1 protein-coding gene is annotated in these 610 nt (G+C 65.1%); it reads right to left on the bottom strand.

Annotation, left to right across the window (positions count from 1 at the left end; all coding sequences use genetic code 11):
• On the bottom strand, positions 1–609 hold a 609-nt coding region (locus MOX02_RS30890; protein WP_147029557.1), incomplete at its 3' end, for a winged helix-turn-helix transcriptional regulator.
• Between the last annotated feature and the right edge of the window lies 1 nt (position 610).

The raw sequence follows: 610 nt of genomic DNA, 5'->3' as shown, positions 1-610 counted from the left end.
GGCGAGCGTTCCGCCCGCACCGTCTCTGGCCAGAGGCGCCTTGCCATAGATCGTGCGGCGCATCGCCATCGTATTGCCGGTGAAGGCGAGGTCGGGTGCCTCCATGACACCACGGCTCACGCAGATCTCACCGCCAGTCACTGTCGCGATAAAGTCCTCGCCGGGGAAGTGGAAGGCGACTGATACGGACAACTCCGCGGCTCGTGTGCGGTCGACCAGGGCCTGAAGCGACATCATGGCTGAAGCCGCCGACATGAACAGGCTCGGATCATGCCGCGGCGAGCGAGCCGCCCAGCGACCCAGGTCGCGCATCAACGGCGCGGCCTCACGGCCCCACTCCGTCAAGTCGTAGACCTGCACGTTCGCCGGAGACGGCAGCCGGTAGCGGCGGACGATGCCTGCATCTTCCAGGCTTTCCAGGCGCTGCGTCAGCACGTTGGCGCTGATGCCGGGAAGGTTCTCCCGAATTTCGCCGAAGCGGCGGGGGCCGAAGACCAATTCGCGCATGATCAGCAGCGACCAACGCTCGCCAATGAACTCCAGGGCGAGCGCAGTGCCACAAGCGTCGTCGTACCGTCGCTCTCGCGACGCAGATGCCTTTTCAGTTATT

The organism is Methylobacterium oxalidis (genome assembly GCF_007992195.1).
In the GTDB taxonomy this organism is placed as follows: domain Bacteria; phylum Pseudomonadota; class Alphaproteobacteria; order Rhizobiales; family Beijerinckiaceae; genus Methylobacterium; species Methylobacterium oxalidis.
This window is presented reverse-complemented; position numbering and strand designations above follow the sequence as displayed.